The sequence below is a fragment of the Ruegeria sp. CF5 genome (genome assembly GCF_056537325.1).
The window spans coordinates 78,604-93,929 of the sequence record NZ_JBQFRI010000006.1 but is presented as its reverse complement, the minus strand read 5'-3'; the positions used below and the strand labels follow the sequence as shown (position 1 = coordinate 93,929).

Sequence of the window (15,326 nt, the reverse complement as noted above, 5' to 3'; positions counted from 1 at the left end):
GCGTTGCCAGAGCTTTTGGCGCAACCCGGTCTTGCCCGTTGGCGCAGCGCAGGATACCAGCACGCCATGCCAAGATTTGCTTTAAAAGTCGAATATCAGGGGGAACCGTTCGCCGGGTGGCAACGGCAAAAGGAATTGCCGTCGGTGCAGGGTGCAATCGAACAGGCACTGTCCCGGATCGAACCGGGGTCGCACACCATTGCGGCGGCGGGGCGCACGGACGCTGGTGTACATGCATTGGGACAGGTGGCGCATTGCGACCTGACCAAGGACTGGGACCTGTTTCGTTTGTCCGAGGCGCTGAACTATCACCTCAAACCGCAGCCGGTGGCGATCCTCAAGGCAGCGCGGGTCGATGACGACTGGCACGCGCGGTTTTCAGCGCTTGAGCGGCAATATCTGTTCCGCATCCTGATCCGCCGCGCACCCGCGACGCATGACAAGGGGCAGGTCTGGCAGGTCAGCCACCCACTGGATGCTTACGCGATGCAGGCCGGGGCCGATATGCTGATCGGACGGCACGATTTCACGACATTCCGGTCATCAATCTGTCAGGCAGCCAGCCCGGTAAAGACTCTGGACGAATTGCGGGTCGAGCAGGTCAACGGGTTCTCCGGCCCCGAGGTGCATTTTCATGTGCGTGCCCGGTCGTTCCTGCACAATCAGGTGCGCAGTTTTGTCGGTACGCTGGAGCGTGTCGGCGCGGGCGCGTGGTCACCCGAAGATGTCCGCGACGCGCTTGAGGCTGCTGACCGCGCCGCCTGCGGACCGGTCTGCCCGCCGCAGGGGCTGTATCTGGCGCGCGTCGGATATCCGGAACCGGTATTCGACTGACCTGTAGCGTTCTGCAATTCAGATTGCGCGCAACAGCAAACCCGTCGCGACGACAACAATCAACAACCCGGCCACAAGTTCAATCGTCGGGGCCAGTACTGCCGCAAAACGCGTAGTCGCGGCCGAGGTCAGCAGCCCGCCGCGCAACCCGAAAGAAGCCCAGCCGACCAATGTCGTGACAGTCGCGGTCCCCAGCGCCATCGCAAACGCCCCGGCAATTCCAAGCATTGCGATACCCATTTGCCAGGTAAGGATCAGCAGGAATAATGCGCCCGTACATGGGCGCGCGGCAATCCCGGCGATCAGAACCAGCGCCTCACGCACAGTACCCACCTGTGCGACTTCTTCCGGGCTTGGCCCATGCTTGTGACCGCAGTCAGAGCACGTGCCTTCACCGTGATGATGGTGTTCACCGTGATGATGGTGTTCATCGTGATGATGATGCACGTGCTGAGACGGCTCATTTTGCCGCTGGCTGCGATGACGCCGAAAAAAGGTTCTGGTGGCGCGTACGACCAACCATAAACCGATGACTGAAATCGCGGCATAACTGACCGGCGCCATGATCTGTTCCGTTGTCCCGACAAGGCTTTCGCGAGACATCTGGAACACCAGAACACCGGCATAGACCAGCACGATGGCAGTCACTGCCTGACCAAGGCTGGACAGCACGCTGATTGCCGACAAACGCAGGAACGCGACCTGCCGCCCCAGCCCGTATCCGCCGATCAGCACCTTGCCATGACCGGGTCCGACAGCGTGAAAGAATCCGTAGGCAAAACAGACGGTCAGCAAGGTTGCAACCGCTTCGGGTTGTTGCGCGCGCGTGGCTCTCAGGGCCAGTGCAATTCTGTTCTGAAACGCGCGCTGTTCACCCGCGGCCCAGGCGGCCAGCTGGTCAAACCCGCCGCTGCCCCAGAACCAGAGCAACAATCCACAGGCGACGGCAACAGGAACGATCAGGTAGCGGGACATGACAGACGAATTTCAGCCGCAAATTCGGCCCCAATTAGGGGGATATCATTTTCCTCAAGATCGTAATTCGCGTCGAGCGTTTTCAGAAATGCCTGCATCTGTGCCAGTTGCCCATCAATGTCGGGATCTTTCTTGTCGATCTCACAGGTGTCCTGTCCGGTCACGATGACCGGGCGCGTAATCTCGTAAGCGGTGTAGTAGGTCTCGTCATAGGCTTTGATCGACAGCGCGTTGGCTGCAACCGGGCTGCCCTCAATCCTCCGCAGATGGGACGTGACGATGCGCCCATCCTCCATTACGGCCGTTGGCTCGTTCGGGCCTGACAAAGGAACGGTTGCGTCACCGTTCATGATCACCAGATCGCCGTTATATCCTTCGACCCATTGCGCATCGAAACCGGCAAGCTTGTCCGTTTCCTCGGCTGTCAGAACGCCGTCGGCATCCGGGTCCAGCCCCATATCCTCGAGCACCAACAGCGAATAAAACGCATCATAGGCCCATGTAACGCGGACATGTGTCAATTGCCCTGCCTCGTCGACAACGAACTCCAGTCCGGTGTCGATGAAAACATGGGGGTGCGCAGTCACCGTTACAGGCAACAAACACGTCAGACATGTGGCCAGCCATCGCATAAGCGCAAGTTAGTGCAGGTCACCCCGCTGGGCAATCCGATTGGCAGACAGGCGCGAAATCCGGCCAAGGGCAACTACTTTGGCGGAAACAGAACCAGCGTTTGCAATGCTGTGCCAACCGGACCTTCGGTATCATAGAGAACCGATTGCGACATACCGATCCCGGTTGAATGCCAATGGGATACCGACTCCGAAGCGAGCCAGTCCGAAACGGGTTCTCTGTGGATGTGAACCGTCAGATCCGTGTTCATGAATCCCATTTCCGTTAGCGGTGCATTCCACGAGATTCCATTCCCGCAATCGGCAAGCGGGCACAGAGACTGAATTGGCGACTGATCCTCACCATCAAGCAGCGGTGGTGCGCGCATCCAGATTGTCTTTGGCCCGGGTCCCTGATTTCCACCTTCGGGATAGGCCACATCCACGAAATGCGCAAAGACGGGCAGATCGTGCCGCATCTGACGAATTGGAAATGGCCCGACGCCCGAATTGCCGAAATCGGGGCCTTGGGTATCCGGCGTGGGGACCTGACCCAACTCCTTGCGGATCAGATGCATCGTTGTTGCCGTCGCGCACAGCGTGTCGTCAAGGTCATGCACTGTGACCCGCGTCATCGCCAGCGTCTTGGTATGGCGCACGGTTTCAGCGGCCACTCTTAAACCCGCCAGAGGCAGCGGGCGCAACAGATCGACGGTCAGGCGCGTCAGCATCTTGCCTTCACCGACCTCAATTTCAGCCGCGCGCGCAATCAGTCCCGTGACGGGGCCCGCATGGCAGTGATCAGCCGACCACGGCCCCCGAACTGGGTCGTTTCCTATGAACGCCCCATCCGGGCCGATATGGAAATAGGATTGGACGGCCGGTTCAGGTTGCATCATACCGCGCTCTCCGGTTCAGACCTTTTCCTGCGTGTATTTCCGCAACTCGGTGCGTGCGACCTGACGGCGATGCACCGCGTCCGGACCATCGGCCAGCCGCAGGGTACGCACATGCGTCCACGCGGTCGCCAGCGGCGTATCCTGACTGATCCCCTGCCCGCCATACATCTGCACCGCCTCGTCGATCACCTTCAGCGCCACCCGCGGAGCGACAACCTTGATCTGGCTGATCCACGGCGCGGCGGCCCGGGCGTCGCCCTGATCCATGTACCACGCCGCCTTGAGGCACAGCAGGCGCGCCATCTCAATTTCCATCCGGCATTCCGCGATGATGTCATAATTTGCGCCAAGTTGGGCAAGCCGCTTTCCAAATGCTTCACGCTGCATCGAACGTTTGCACATACGCTCCAGCGCGATCTCGGCCTGACCGATTGCGCGCATGCAATGATGAATGCGCCCCGGCCCCAGGCGGCCCTGGGCAATCTCGAACCCGCGACCTTCGCCCAGCAGGATGTTTTCCGCCGGAACCCGTACATCCGTAAACCGGATGTGCATATGGCCGTGCGGCGCGTCGTCGTGGCCATAGACCTGCATCGGGCGCAGAATCTCGATACCCGGTGTGCCGGCTGGAACCACGATCATCGACTGGCGCTTGTGCACCGGCAATTCCTCACCACCGGTCCGGACCATGACGATATAGACCTTGCAGCGCGGGTCCCCTGCCCCTGACGCCCACCATTTCTCGCCGTTCAGAACATAGTCGTCGCCATCGCGCACGCAGGACATCGAAATATTCGTTGCATCCGATGAGGCAACATCCGGTTCGGTCATCAGATAGGCCGAACGAATTTCACCTTCGAGCAGCGGCTTCAGCCAGTCGGCCTTCATCTTGTCCGAACCATAACGCTCGAACACTTCCATATTCCCGGTGTCCGGAGCCGAACAATTAAAAACTTCGGCCCCCAGTGGGGTCTTTCCCATTTCCTCGGCAAAATAGGCATATTCGACGGTTGTCAGACCAAAGCCCTTGTCGCTGTCGGTCAGCCAGAAATTCCATAGCCCGGCAGCTTTGGCCTTGGCCTTGAGCCCTTCAAGGATCTCGGCCTGTCGTTCGGTATATTGCCAGCGGTCGCCATTGCCGATCTCGGCCTGGTACTCTTCCTCCAGCGGCATGACCTCGTCCCGTATCATATCCGTGACACGTTGCAGAAGCTCTCGGTTTTCGTCCCGCATTCCAAAAGTCATATTCATCAAATCAACTCCTCTGACCGGCAGACCGGTCTTTACCTTTGCCCCGAAGATGACTTAGCTGCGGTGGCAAAGTCCAGTTGCGTGACGGGACGTAACACCAAAGATATTCAGGGGAGAGAGCACGCTCATGGCACTACTGGTCGAAACAGGTCTGTCCGGATGGATGAGCGATGCGCAAATCGCCGGGGAAATCGCCGATCTGCTACCGGGGGCGGATATCCGCACGCCGCAAACGGTTGGAAATTCGGCTGAGATCACAATGATCGCCGTCGTGGGCCTGCAGGACGACCACCCGGCACGCCTGCCCAATCTGCAACTAGTGCAAAAGCTGGGCGCGGGTGTGGAAACCATTGTTGGCCATCCGGCTTTGCCCGAACATGTCCGTATCACGCGGCTGAAACCGGACGCACCTGCGCAGGGCATCGCCGAGTGGTTTCTGGCCTATATCCTGCGCACCCAGCGCAACATGGTTTTTCATGATGCCGAACAGGACAAAAGTGCATGGAAGCCTCTGGCCCCCAAATCCGCGTCGGACACAGTCGTCGGCGTTCTGGGCCTTGGACATATCGGCAGCCGCACGGCAGGAATGATGCGCGATGTCGGGTTTCAGGTCAAAGGCTGGAGCCGCTCTCCCAAGGAACTTTCAGGCGTCGATTGCCGCCACGGTGCTGAAGCGCTGCCGGAACTGCTGGGCGAGTGCGATCATGTTTGTGCGATCCTGCCTTCCACTCCGGATACAATCGGCCTGTTCAATGCGGATCTTCTGGCGGCCATGAAACCGGGCAGCCAGTTGTTGAATGCCGGGCGTGGTGATCTGGTTGACGAAACGGCGCTGTTGGCGGCGCTGGATCGGGGCACACCGGGACATGCCGTTCTGGATGTAGTCCATCAGGAACCGCTACCTGCGGACAGCCCGCTCTGGCAGCATCCCGGCGTAACCATCACGCCGCACGTGTCAGGCTGGCATCTGGGTGATGCGATCAGGGATGTGGCCGAGAACTTTCGGCGGCTGAGCGCGGGCGAATCCCTGCTGCACGAAGTCGACAGACGGCGCGGGTACTGATTGCAGGGGCGGGCCGGTCCCGCCACCTGCTTTGGAGGTCAGCCGATAAAATCGTTGTACCCGGCCTCGTCCATATAGTCGTCCATCTGCGACAGGTCCGTGGCCTTGACCTTGAAGAACCACCCGTCGCCGGTCGGGTCTTCGTTGACCAGCCCGGGATTGTCGGCCAGCACCTCGTTCACCTCGATGACCTCACCATCCAGCGGCGCCAGAATATCCGACGCGGCCTTGACCGACTCGATCACGACGATCTCGTCATCCTTGCCGACTTCGGTGCCCGTTTCGGGCAATTCGACAAAAACGATCTCACCCAGCTGTTCGGCGGCATGGGCGGTAATGCCAACCGTCACCACATCCCCGTCAGCCACCAGCCATTCATGTTCTTCGGTAAACTTCATATCCCTGTTTCCCTTAGGTGCGTTTTCGATATTTCATACCCGCGCACTGTGTGATTTCAACACTTTCCACGACAGGCCAGAGATTCTCTGCCGACCCGGCAACAACCGCTCTGAAACAGGGTCAGGGCGTCAAAATCCAATTCCCGTTCGCATCACGGCATCTGCGGGTGCGAATCTCGCGCGCGGTCTCCTCGCCCGCGGGCTGAACGAAGTTCTGCAGGTGCACGCAATTGTCGCGCACGTCGCGCACACGGACGGTCCCTTTTGATCCCGTATCCTCATTCACCCACGATCTCTCCTTGCCGACACTGGGTGTGCCACTCTTCAACAACGCATTCGAGGTGGCATTCAGCACCTCAAAATCCGCAGGGCTCAACCCCATCTCGGCGATGATGCGAGAGATTGACTTGGCTTGTGCCATTGGCGCCGCTGCCAACAATGCCAGCGCGACCAAAACTGTAGTAATCCGGGCTTTCATGTTTGCCTCACGAAAATGAATTCCATTTGGCCTCAAGGATATACGCCTGACAGAGTCGGGCCAAGACCCGGCTTTGAATCTTCAAATAATTCCGAACAAACCTATCGCGATGGCGCAGCTAGGACCGGCGCCGCGTTCTGCCCATATTGCAGGCGAAACGAACAGGGGCTTACGATGGCAAAACCGACCTATTATGCGTCCATGGGCGGACATCCCGGACAGGAACAACTTTTGACTGACCGTGCCATGTTCACGGATGCCTATGCCGTGATCCCCAAGGGCACCATGCGCGACATAGTCACCAGCTTTCTGCCCTTCTGGGAGGGCACGCGTCTTTGGGTTCTGTCCCGCCCCCTGAGCGGTTTTGCCGAGACATTCTCGCAATACATCATGGAGGTGCAGCCCGGAGGCGGCAGCGATCAGCCCGAAACCGACCCGCAAGCAGAAGGGGTGATTTTCGTCGTTGAGGGCACTGTGCTGCTGACGCTGGATGGCGAAACTCATGAACTGGAAACCGGCGGCTATGCCTATATCCCGCCGGGCAGAGATTGGGCGCTGCATAACCGTGCCGGGACCGTTGCCCGGTTCCATTGGGTCCGCAAGGCCTATGAGGCTGTTTCCGGCCTACCCGCCCCCGACCCGATCATCACCAACGAAAATGACATTGCGCCCATCCCGATGCCGGGGACCGAAGGGCGCTGGGCCACAACCCGTTTTGCCGACCCACAGGACCTGCGCCACGACATGCACGTCAATATCGTCACCTTCGAACCGGGCGGCGTGATCCCGTTTGCCGAAACACATGTGATGGAACACGGCCTTTACGTGCTGGAAGGCAAGGCGGTCTATCGGCTCAACCAGGATTGGGTCGAGGTCGAGGCAGGCGATTACATGTGGCTGCGCGCCTTTTGCCCGCAGGCCTGTTATGCGGGCGGCCCGGGGCGGTTCCGTTATCTGCTCTACAAGGATGTGAACCGTCACATGCCGCTGTCACTGTCTCGTCGCTGACTTGTAAATGCCCCACATCCCAAGGGTTTTTTCCCGGCAGGGCTTCACAGAGGCGGGGAAATTTGCTCAAATCAGACAAGTGTATTGATAAGCTTTGGAGATTGTTCGATGAAACTGCGCAACACGATGGTGGCGCTGGCCGCCCTGCTTTCCTTTGCAGCGATCGACACGGCTCCGGTTGCGGCAAAGGAAGAAACCAAATCCGTCTTCGTTATGAGCCGGACCTGGGCGATAACACAGGTATCTGATGAGCCTGTGATCTATCGGGCCACACGCGACAACAACAACCTTAACCCCTTTGGCCCGCCGCCACGCCTGCGCACCATTCAGGCCATTGCCGCGATTCAGCAGGCAACCGGGTGCAAACCGATCGTGGCCAGCATGTATCAGAACATCTCGGGCCAGTTCTTTTCGCAGGTCAGCTGCAACTGACGATGATCAGAACGGGCATTGAGGTCGCCCCTTTGCCCTGACATAGCTTGCGCATGAAACTCGCGATCAACGGATTCGGCCGCATTGGCCGCACGATCCTGCGACAGGTCCTCGCCCTGCCGCAGGGATCGGGAATCGAGCTGGTGCTGATCAATGACATCGCGCCGCTCGAAACCTGCGCCTATCTTTTTAAATACGACAGCACCTTTGGCCCCTATCCCGGTACCGTGCTTGAGGGCGAGGAAGCACTGATCGTGGATGGGCACAGCGTTCCGATGACCCACAGCGCCGATCTGGCGCGGGTCGATCTGTTGGGCGTCGATGTCCTGCTGGACTGCACAGGCATCGCACGCACCTCGGACGTTGCCAGCCGTGGCCTGACGGCTGGCGCGGGCAAGGTTCTGATCTCAGGCCCTTCGCCTGCGGCAGAGGTGACCGTGGTTCTGGGCGCCAACGAGGATCAGCTCGGCAATGCAAGGATCGTCTCGAATGCGTCCTGCACAACCAACGGACTGGCCCCACTGGCCAGAGTTCTGGATGAGATCGGCGGTATAGCCTCGGCCCATATGACCACCATCCACTGCTACACCAACAGCCAGCCAATGGTTGACGCTCCGCGCGGCGATCTGGCCCGCTCGCGCGCTGGCGCGCTTTCAATGGTTCCCACAACGTCAAGCGCCACGCATCTGATCGACGTGGTGCTGCCGAACCTCGCGGGACGCATCTCGGGCGCAGCCGTCCGCGTACCGACCGCCAGCGTGTCTGCCGTGGACCTCGTGGTGCAACTGGAGCGCGGATTTGAGGCTGAGGAATTCGAAAAGGCGCTGCGTGGTGCCGTTGCATCCTCGCCGGTACTGGGCTGGACCGACTTGCCGCTGGTGTCATCTGATCTGCGCACGCGGTCCGAATCCCTGATCATCGCTGGCCCCGAAACACGAATGGTCGGAGGAAATCAGGCGCGGGTTTTTGGCTGGTACGACAACGAGTGGGGATTTTCCGCCCGAATGCTGGACGTCGCCCGGATCATGGCCGAAGGCTGATCCGGCCCGTTCGCAGCGCGCAGGTCGACCCCGCGCGCTGCCTGTTCAGGATCACAGGTCAGTGCAGGCTGCCGGAACCATGGCCCGCCATACCGCCCGAGACTTCTTCGGTTGCTTCGTCCGCCAGTTCTTCCGGCAGAAGAAGGTTCAGCAGAATAGCAATCAGGGCTGCCGGTAACAGGCCGCTTGTCATCAGAATACGCGCCGTATCCGGCAGATGCTGGACTGCTCCGGGCTCAAGCTGCAGGCCAAGACCTATGGACAGTGAAATCGCAAAGATCACCATGTTGCGCCGGTTCCAGTTTACATCTGACAGCATCGAGATACCTGCCGCGACGACCATACCGAACATGACGATCACACCGCCGCCCAGCACTTCGATCGGAACGGTTCGGATGATCGCGCCTACCTTGGGCACAAGGCCGCACAGGATCAGGAACAAGGCGCCGCAAGTCACGACATGGCGGCTCATGACGCCGGTCATCGCGATCAGGCCGACATTCTGACTGAACGACGTGTTGGGAAAGCCGCCAAAGATACCGGCAACGGCCGAGCCCAGACCGTCTGCGTAAGTGGCCCCGGCAATCTCGTCATCAGTTGCTTCGCGCCCTGCACCACCCTTGGTGATGCCCGATACATCGCCGACGGTTTCAACCGCCGAGACGAGTCCCATCAGGCAAAAGCCGATGATCGCAGCGGCCGAGAACTCAAACCCGTATTTGAACGGCACGGGCAAGGCGAAAGTGGACGCGCGGCTCCAGCTGTTGCCGATTGCCTCGAATGTGACCATCCCAGCCATCAGCGCGTAGAGGTACCCGACCGCAAGCCCGATCAGCACTGCGGAAATTGACAGCATGCCCCGCGTGAAGAATTTCAGCGCCAGCGTGACAACAACCACAACCAAAGCTGCCGACCAGTTCAGAAGCGAGCCATATTCGGGCGTGCCAATGGCCGGAACACCACCGGCCGCATATTGAATGCCCACTTTGACCAGCGCCAAACCGATCATGGTCACGACAAGGCCGGTGACAAGCGGCGGCAGGGCAAAGCGAATCTTACCGATAACGAGGCCCAGACAGGCGTGGAACAAACCACCGATGATGACACCGCCAAACAGCGCCCCCAGGGCATCGACGCCTTTCCCGGCAACCAACGGAATCATGATCGGCAGAAAGGCAAAACTGGTTCCCTGCACGATGGGCAGGGCCGCACCAACGGGGCCAATCGTGATGGTCTGCAGCAAGGTCGCGACCCCTGCAAACAGCATCGACATCTGGATCAGGTACAGCAATTGCGGAAAATCGGGTGAGTTCGATCCAAACCCGAACCCGGCCGCCCCTGCGACGATGATCGCGGGCGTGACGTTGGATACGAACATCGCCAGAACGTGTTGAATGCCCAGCGGTATCGCCTTGTGCAATGCCGGTGTATAGTTCGGATCCCGGAGCTGTTCCGGCGTTCCTATCGAAGTTTCGGCCATGAGTTACTGTCCTCCCTGTCAGTTTTCATGGGGGTCTTGCCGCTTATTCCGCGGCTTCGCTGGTCACTCCTCCACCAGATACGGGGTGTCGAACCAGTATTCTTCAAGATTGCTTCCCGCACCGATCCGGTCGACGACGGCAAACAGACCGGGCCCGGACAGGGGCGTCAGCACACCGTGCCATGTACCCCTGTGATAATTCACGGCCTGGCCCGGTTGCGTCACGAAAGCGCGAGGGCGGGCGGGCGTTCCGTCCTTATCCGCAGCAACAATGACCAGAAACGGTTGGTGCGTCATGGGAATGAACGCCTGACTTCCCTCCGGATGACGCTCAACCATATCCAGTTGATAGGGCAATGTGCGCGGGTTTGCGTCAAACAGGCTGATCCCCGCACGGCCGTCTGCAAAATCCAGCTGCGCGCGGTCGTGATACCTGCCGCACTGCCCCTGATTGATGATCTTATCCGGCTCGCCCGCGACGTCGATCAGGTCGCCGAAGGGCGCGAACGCTTCTGCCGAGATCGGCTCGATTGTTATCCGCGCGCTCATGAGGGCAGCAGGTCCCGCAGCCGGAATTCGGCAATCCGTTCGACCTGTCGGCAGGCTTCAGAGAATTCAGTATCCCTGTCCTGATCAATCCGGCGTTTGAAAGCGTCCAGAATGGACGCCTTGTCGTGGTCACGCACCGCAATGATGAAGGGAAACCCGAACGTGTCGACATACCGTTGGTTCAGATCGGTGAATGTCGCCCGTTCCTCATCGGTCAGTGCGTCCAACCCGGCCGAGGCCTGCTCGGACGTGCTTTCCTGCGTCAACCGTTTCGCCTGCGCCAGCTTACCCGCCAGATCGGGGTGGGCTGTCAAAACGCCCAGACGCTCTGCCTCGGATGCAGACCGGAACATGCGCGCCAGCGCGTTGTGCACCCCTCCGGCGGTGTCGTGCGCGGGGCCGAGTTCCAGATCAAACGCCCGCTCGGCGATCCAGGCGGAGTGTTCAAAGACGCCGCCAAAGGCCGCAACAAACTCCTCGCGCGTCATCTGTGACGGGCGTGGTCGCGCGACGGGTGAATGCGTTGCCGCCCAATGTTCGGCAACCTGCAGACGGGTCGCGAACCAGACATCCTGAAAGCTGCTGACGTAGTCCAGAAAACGCCGCAGAGCCATGACCCGGCCGGGGCGTCCGATCAGACGGCAATGCAGCCCAATGGACAGCATTTTGGGCGATCCCGCTTCACCTTCGGCATAGAGCGCATCGAAACTGTCCTTGAGGTAGGACAGGAACTGGTCGCCGGAATTGAATCCCTGCGGCGTCGCAAAGCGCATGTCGTTGCAGTCCAGCGTATAGGGCACAATCAACTGATCCCGATCGCTCACGTTCATCCAGTAAGGCAGATCGTCGGCATAGGTATCGGCCACATAATCGAAACCGCCCTCTTCCGCCGCCAGCCGAACGGTGTTGACCGAACAGCGGCCCGTGTACCAGCCGCGGGGACGCTCACCCACCACCTCTGTATGCAGGCGAATGGCCTCATTCATCTGGGCGCGCTCGTCCTCCTCGGTCATGTCCTTGTGTTCGATCCACTTCAGCCCGTGGCTGGCAATTTCCCAACCCGCGGATTTCATCGCCGCCACGTGATCCGGCGAACGTGCAAGGGCCGAGGCCACACCATAAACGGTGATTGGAAAATCCTTGAGCAGGCGATGTAACCGCCAGAAACCGGCCCGCGCCCCGTATTCATAGATCGATTCCATGTTCCAGTGCCGCTGCCCCGGCCATTGCGCGGCCCCTACGATTTCGGAAAGGAACGCCTCGGACGCCGCATCCCCGTGCAGCACGCAGTTTTCGCCGCCTTCCTCGTAGTTCAGTACAATCTGCACTGCTATTTTGGCGCCATCCGGCCAGCTCGCATCGGGCGGATTGGCTCCGTAACCGATCATGTCACGGGAATAGCGGGGTGGCTGCATTACGTCATCCGTTGTCAAAGTCATCACTCAAGAATTCTATATCTCAGAAAAATGTATCTGATTATCAAATCAAACCGAACGCTGTTTCCATTTCTTTTGATGCGTCTCACAGGTTCAAAACCCTTACAAATCGGTGTCAGATGAATCTTGTCCACCGGTTGAGGTGCCAAACGGCGCTTCCGGATATGGCAGAATGAGACTAAGGAGACGACTGTGGCAGGTTACCTGACAACCCATGTTCTGGATACGGCGCGGGGCCTGCCCGCTGCGGGAATGAAGATCGTGCTTTACCAGATTGACGGGGACACGCGCACCCGGCTGGCCGAATGCGAAACCAACTCGGATGGCCGCACTGACAGCCCGATATTGCCGCAGGACAGGTTTGCCACCGGTCAGTACGAGCTGATGTTTCATGCCGGCGACTATCTGCGCGCAATCGGAATGAGTGGTGATGAACCCCTTTTCCTCGACCAGATCCCGATCCGTTTCGGTTTGTCCGATCCGGATGCCCATTATCACGTGCCGCTACTGCTATCGCCTTACGGCTTTTCGACCTATCGCGGCAGCTGATTGCGATCAGCTCTGGCTTTCAGCGCTTTTGATCACTGAACTGATGTGCGGGACCATGTAGTCCATGAACAATCGCGCCTTGGGGTCCTGATGACGTCGATGCGTATAAAGACAGGCCATCTGAACGGGGACCGGCGGGGTTTCGTTGGCAACCGTAACCAGGCGGCCTGCTTTCAGGTGCTCTGCCACCTCGAACACCGGTTTCATCGCAATTCCCTGCCCTGACAGCGCCCAGTCGGTCAGGACGTCCCCGTCATCACATTCGAACCGTCCTGAAACCGCGAACTTTTTCGGTCCTTCGGGCGTTGTCAGCACCCACTGGAATTCAGTTGCGCCCGGGAACCGCAGGTTCAGACACTCATGCCCGCCCGAGATCAGGTCGGCACCGGATTGCGGCATGCCCCTTTGTTTCACATAGCCTGGTGCGGCGCATAATACGCGCTGGCAATCCGAGATCTTGCGAATTCGCAACGTGCTATCCTCGGGCTGACCTATGAAAAAGGCCAGATCCAACCCCTCGGTCGTCAGGTCCACCGACCTGTCCGTCAGCCGTAGTCGCACATCAATTTCCGGATATTGTGACAGAAAATCAGGGACATGTGGCGCAAGTAATCTGCGCCCCACCCCCAACGGAGCCGCTACAAACAGTGATCCGCGCGGGGCTTCGGTCAGGTGCATGACCTGCGCTTCAGCCTCGTCCACAGCATCCAGAACCGCCACGGCGCCGGGATAAAACGCCCGCCCCTGTTCGGTCGGCGTCAGGTTTCGTGTCGTGCGCTGAAACAGACGCACACCCAGATGATCCTCAAGCTGAGAGATTCGCGCCGATGTCACAGCCGGAGATATACGCAGGTCGCGCCCAGCAGCTGACATGCTGCCCAGATCATAGACCCTGACGAAGGTTCGGATGTTGTCGAGATAGGACATCTTCTCGTTTTTTTTGATACAGTTTGACAATATACGGGAATACCGAAGAAAAGCCCGCTTGCCTAGTGTGGCAGCAAGCAATCGGAGACCTCACGCATGTACGACTTCGCCGTGTTCTGGGACTGGATGGCATTTGCCGTGCGCTGGCTGCACGTCATCACGGCTATCGCCTGGATCGGATCATCCTTTTATTTCATTGCGCTGGACCTTGGCCTGAACCGGGATATCCCCGGCCCCGCAGATGGCGAAGAATGGCAGGTCCATGGCGGCGGCTTTTATCATATCCAGAAGTATCTGGTCGCACCCGAACGGATGCCCGACCACCTGACCTGGTTCAAATGGGAAAGCTATGCGACATGGCTCAGCGGCGCGGCGCTGTTGATGATCGTCTATTGGGTCGGCGGAGAGCTGTATCTGATCGACGCGCAAAAGGCCGATCTGGCGCTGTGGCAGGGCATTCTGATTTCGGCAGCCTCACTGACCATTGGGTGGCTGATCTACGACTTCCTTTGCAAGTCGGGGCTTGGTGAGCGCCCCACCCTGCTTATGGTGCTGCTGTTTGTTCTGCTGGTTGCGATGGGCTGGGGATATAACCAGATCTTCACCGGCCGTGCGATGATGCTGCATCTGGGCGCCTTTACCGCTACGATCATGACGGCAAACGTGTTTTTCATCATCATGCCCAACCAGCGCATCGTTGTGGACGATCTGAAAAACGGGCGCACGCCCGACCCCAAATACGGCAAGATCGCCAAGCTGCGCTCGACCCACAACAACTATCTGACGTTGCCGGTCGTGTTCCTGATGCTGTCGAACCACTATCCGCTGGCCTTTGCCACCGAATACAACTGGATCATCGCCAGCCTTGTATTCCTGATGGGCGTCACGATCCGGCACTATTTCAACACACGACATGCCCGTGCGGGCAATCCAACCTGGACCTGGCTGGTTACCGCTCTGTTGTTCATCGCAATCATGTGGCTGTCGACCGCCCCAATGTACAAGCCACTGGAAGAGGCCGAGGCCCAACCCCTGACCCCGTACGAACAACGCTTCGCTGGGGCCCCCGGTTTCGAAGAGGCGCATGACGTGGTGCTTGGACGTTGTTCCATGTGCCACGCACGCGAACCCGTGTGGGAAGGTATCCTATGGGCACCCAAGGGCGTTCTGCTTGAAACCGAAGCCGATATTGCGCGCAACGCACAGCAGATTTATCTGCAGGCTGGTGTCAGTCACGCAATGCCACCTGCCAATGTGACCTTCATGGAGCCCGAAGACCGTGAGGCCATCATCCGTTGGTTCAAAAGCGTCGGATCGTAACGCGGGCGTACATTCAAGGCTCAGGCTGCCGGAAATTACCTGAAAACCCTAAATTTCCTTTCCATCGACCTGCCCA

17 protein-coding genes are annotated in these 15,326 nt (G+C 59.2%); 7 read left to right on the top strand and 10 right to left on the bottom strand.

The features are described 5' to 3' along the window. Nucleotides 1-66 precede the first annotated feature (66 nt). Entirely contained in the window at nt 67-834 is a 768-nt protein-coding gene (gene truA, locus ACR0NW_RS15085) for a tRNA pseudouridine(38-40) synthase TruA (RefSeq protein WP_480451201.1), read from the top strand. A gap of 18 nt (nt 835-852) precedes the next feature. Here the strand turns inward: truA and ACR0NW_RS15080 are convergent, their stop codons facing one another. The 4 genes from ACR0NW_RS15080 to ACR0NW_RS15065 form a co-directional block, all read right to left on the bottom strand. Continuing rightward, the gene (locus tag ACR0NW_RS15080) at nt 853-1,809 is read right to left on the bottom strand and encodes a nickel/cobalt transporter (protein ID WP_480451203.1); all 957 of its coding nucleotides are present in this window, start codon (nt 1,807-1,809) and stop codon (nt 853-855) included. Continuing rightward, a complete protein-coding gene (locus ACR0NW_RS15075) occupies nt 1,794-2,408 on the bottom strand; it encodes a DUF1007 family protein (protein ID WP_480451204.1) in 615 nt (204 codons plus the stop codon). Before ACR0NW_RS15075 ends, ACR0NW_RS15080 begins: the two co-directional genes overlap by 16 nt. 107 nt (nt 2,409-2,515) lie before the next feature. Then, the gene (locus ACR0NW_RS15070) at nt 2,516-3,319 is read right to left on the bottom strand and encodes a thioesterase family protein (protein ID WP_480791882.1); all 804 of its coding nucleotides are present in this window, start codon (nt 3,317-3,319) and stop codon (nt 2,516-2,518) included. Between the two features lie 15 nt (nt 3,320-3,334). Continuing rightward, on the bottom strand, nt 3,335-4,570 hold the full coding sequence (locus ACR0NW_RS15065; protein WP_480451206.1) for an acyl-CoA dehydrogenase family protein: 1,236 nt from the start codon (nt 4,568-4,570) through the stop codon (nt 3,335-3,337). A 127-nt stretch (nt 4,571-4,697) separates the two neighbouring features. Here ACR0NW_RS15065 and ACR0NW_RS15060 point away from each other — a divergent pair, with 127 nt between their 5' ends. Then, entirely contained in the window at nt 4,698-5,633 is a 936-nt protein-coding gene (locus tag ACR0NW_RS15060) for a 2-hydroxyacid dehydrogenase (RefSeq protein WP_480451207.1), read from the top strand. A gap of 38 nt (nt 5,634-5,671) precedes the next feature. Here ACR0NW_RS15060 and gcvH read toward each other — a convergent pair whose 3' ends face one another. After that, entirely contained in the window at nt 5,672-6,031 is a 360-nt protein-coding gene (gene gcvH, locus ACR0NW_RS15055) for a glycine cleavage system protein GcvH (protein ID WP_170651361.1), read from the bottom strand. Between the two features lie 121 nt (nt 6,032-6,152). Next, nucleotides 6,153-6,509 (bottom strand): hypothetical protein, encoded by a 357-nt coding sequence (locus ACR0NW_RS15050; RefSeq protein ID WP_480451209.1) that lies wholly within the window; start codon nt 6,507-6,509, stop codon nt 6,153-6,155. Between the two features lie 174 nt (nt 6,510-6,683). On the opposite strand from ACR0NW_RS15050, the gene ACR0NW_RS15045 reads away from it, so the two are divergent. From ACR0NW_RS15045 to ACR0NW_RS15035, 3 genes are all read left to right on the top strand, one after another. Then, nucleotides 6,684-7,517 carry a bifunctional allantoicase/(S)-ureidoglycine aminohydrolase gene (locus ACR0NW_RS15045; protein WP_480451211.1) on the top strand — a complete coding sequence of 278 codons (834 nt, stop codon included), beginning with the start codon at nt 6,684-6,686 and terminating at the stop codon, nt 7,515-7,517. A gap of 108 nt (nt 7,518-7,625) precedes the next feature. Further along, entirely contained in the window at nt 7,626-7,949 is a 324-nt protein-coding gene (locus tag ACR0NW_RS15040; RefSeq protein WP_480451213.1) for a hypothetical protein, read from the top strand. 53 nt (nt 7,950-8,002) lie between these two features. Further along, nucleotides 8,003-8,989: a type I glyceraldehyde-3-phosphate dehydrogenase gene (locus tag ACR0NW_RS15035; protein ID WP_480451215.1), complete on the top strand. Its 987-nt coding sequence runs from the start codon at nt 8,003-8,005 to the stop codon at nt 8,987-8,989. A gap of 58 nt (nt 8,990-9,047) precedes the next feature. Here the strand turns inward: ACR0NW_RS15035 and ACR0NW_RS15030 are convergent, their stop codons facing one another. The 3 genes from ACR0NW_RS15030 to puuE all read right to left on the bottom strand — a co-directional run bounded on the left by ACR0NW_RS15030 (nt 9,048) and on the right by puuE (nt 12,433). Continuing rightward, nucleotides 9,048-10,469 carry a nucleobase:cation symporter-2 family protein gene (locus ACR0NW_RS15030; protein ID WP_480451216.1) on the bottom strand — a complete coding sequence of 474 codons (1,422 nt, stop codon included), beginning with the start codon at nt 10,467-10,469 and terminating at the stop codon, nt 9,048-9,050. 63 nt (nt 10,470-10,532) lie between these two features. Further along, nucleotides 10,533-11,018, bottom strand: a complete 486-nt coding sequence (locus ACR0NW_RS15025; RefSeq protein ID WP_480451217.1) for an ureidoglycolate lyase — start codon at nt 11,016-11,018, stop codon at nt 10,533-10,535. Further along, on the bottom strand, nt 11,015-12,433 hold the full coding sequence (puuE, locus tag ACR0NW_RS15020) for an allantoinase PuuE (RefSeq protein ID WP_480451218.1): 1,419 nt from the start codon (nt 12,431-12,433) through the stop codon (nt 11,015-11,017). The genes ACR0NW_RS15025 and puuE overlap by 4 nt, the downstream gene beginning before the upstream one ends. Nucleotides 12,434-12,646: 213 nt before the next feature. On the opposite strand from puuE, the gene uraH reads away from it, so the two are divergent. Then, nucleotides 12,647-13,003 (top strand): hydroxyisourate hydrolase, encoded by a 357-nt coding sequence (gene uraH, locus ACR0NW_RS15015; RefSeq protein WP_480451220.1) that lies wholly within the window; start codon nt 12,647-12,649, stop codon nt 13,001-13,003. Between the two features lie 6 nt (nt 13,004-13,009). On the opposite strand, the gene ACR0NW_RS15010 is transcribed toward uraH, so the two are convergent. Then, a complete protein-coding gene (locus ACR0NW_RS15010; RefSeq protein WP_480451222.1) occupies nt 13,010-13,930 on the bottom strand; it encodes a LysR family transcriptional regulator in 921 nt (306 codons plus the stop codon). A gap of 96 nt (nt 13,931-14,026) precedes the next feature. Between ACR0NW_RS15010 and ACR0NW_RS15005 the strand changes: the two genes are divergently transcribed. Then, a complete protein-coding gene (locus tag ACR0NW_RS15005; protein ID WP_480451223.1) occupies nt 14,027-15,250 on the top strand; it encodes a urate hydroxylase PuuD in 1,224 nt (407 codons plus the stop codon). The last annotated feature ends 76 nt before the right edge of the window (nt 15,251-15,326 follow it).

Coding starts and splice junctions, on each gene's coding strand:
- truA (WP_480451201.1), top strand. CDS start 67: ATGCCAAGATTTGCTTTAAAAGTCGAATATCAGGGGGAACCGTTCGCC.
- ACR0NW_RS15080 (WP_480451203.1), bottom strand. CDS start 1,809: ATGTCCCGCTACCTGATCGTTCCTGTTGCCGTCGCCTGTGGATTGTTG.
- ACR0NW_RS15070 (WP_480791882.1), bottom strand. CDS start 3,319: ATGATGCAACCTGAACCGGCCGTCCAATCCTATTTCCATATCGGCCCG.
- ACR0NW_RS15065 (WP_480451206.1), bottom strand. CDS start 4,570: ATGAATATGACTTTTGGAATGCGGGACGAAAACCGAGAGCTTCTGCAA.
- ACR0NW_RS15060 (WP_480451207.1), top strand. CDS start 4,698: ATGGCACTACTGGTCGAAACAGGTCTGTCCGGATGGATGAGCGATGCG.
- gcvH (WP_170651361.1), bottom strand. CDS start 6,031: ATGAAGTTTACCGAAGAACATGAATGGCTGGTGGCTGACGGGGATGTG.
- ACR0NW_RS15050 (WP_480451209.1), bottom strand. CDS start 6,509: ATGAAAGCCCGGATTACTACAGTTTTGGTCGCGCTGGCATTGTTGGCA.
- ACR0NW_RS15045 (WP_480451211.1), top strand. CDS start 6,684: ATGGCAAAACCGACCTATTATGCGTCCATGGGCGGACATCCCGGACAG.
- ACR0NW_RS15040 (WP_480451213.1), top strand. CDS start 7,626: ATGAAACTGCGCAACACGATGGTGGCGCTGGCCGCCCTGCTTTCCTTT.
- ACR0NW_RS15035 (WP_480451215.1), top strand. CDS start 8,003: ATGAAACTCGCGATCAACGGATTCGGCCGCATTGGCCGCACGATCCTG.
- ACR0NW_RS15030 (WP_480451216.1), bottom strand. CDS start 10,469: ATGGCCGAAACTTCGATAGGAACGCCGGAACAGCTCCGGGATCCGAAC.
- ACR0NW_RS15025 (WP_480451217.1), bottom strand. CDS start 11,018: ATGAGCGCGCGGATAACAATCGAGCCGATCTCGGCAGAAGCGTTCGCG.
- puuE (WP_480451218.1), bottom strand. CDS start 12,433: ATGCAGCCACCCCGCTATTCCCGTGACATGATCGGTTACGGAGCCAAT.
- ACR0NW_RS15010 (WP_480451222.1), bottom strand. CDS start 13,930: ATGTCCTATCTCGACAACATCCGAACCTTCGTCAGGGTCTATGATCTG.
- ACR0NW_RS15005 (WP_480451223.1), top strand. CDS start 14,027: ATGTACGACTTCGCCGTGTTCTGGGACTGGATGGCATTTGCCGTGCGC.